Annotated in this window: 1 pseudogene; it reads left to right on the top strand. The window is 63.4% G+C overall.

Annotated features, from left to right (window positions below):
• Nucleotides 1-53: 53 nt before the first annotated feature.
• Nucleotides 54-476 (top strand): annotated as a pseudogene (locus ACX4ZE_RS23075) (IS30 family transposase); the annotation flags it as partial.

Raw genomic sequence — 476 nt, 5'->3', positions numbered from 1 at the left:
GCTTGGGTTCACGCGGTCGTCGCAACACTCTCGATTGAGAGGTTGCGGCGACCGTGTCGTTTTCGGAGGATGTGGCCCAGTTCGGTGATCAGCTGATCAGTTTGGTTGGTGCTGGGGTGGGCGTGGCTGAAGCTGCTGCGGTGTTGGGGATTACGCGGGGGCGGTGCTATGCGATTCTGCGGGCGAAGGGCATCGTGATGGGCAAGTCCAGGGGTGCGACTCACCCGGTGGACCCGGTGCTGATCCGGCGGGTATTCGACGAGACGGGATCGGTGAGTCGTGCCGCCAAGACCGCTGGGGTCGCGTTCTCGGTGGCTCGCCGGATTCTGGTAGCTGATGGTCTGATCAGCGCGGCTGTGCTGGTTCGTGGAAAACCCGAGGCCAAGCGGCGATTCCTGGAACTGATGGCAGCGGGATGGTCGATGGGGCCCGCTGCTGCGGAAGTGGGTGTGAACTATCGGACCGCGAAGGATTGG

This window comes from Nocardia sp. TBRC8007 (assembly GCF_056629435.1).
The sequence above is the reverse complement of the archived record's forward strand: the minus strand, read 5'-3'. Positions and strand labels throughout refer to the sequence as shown.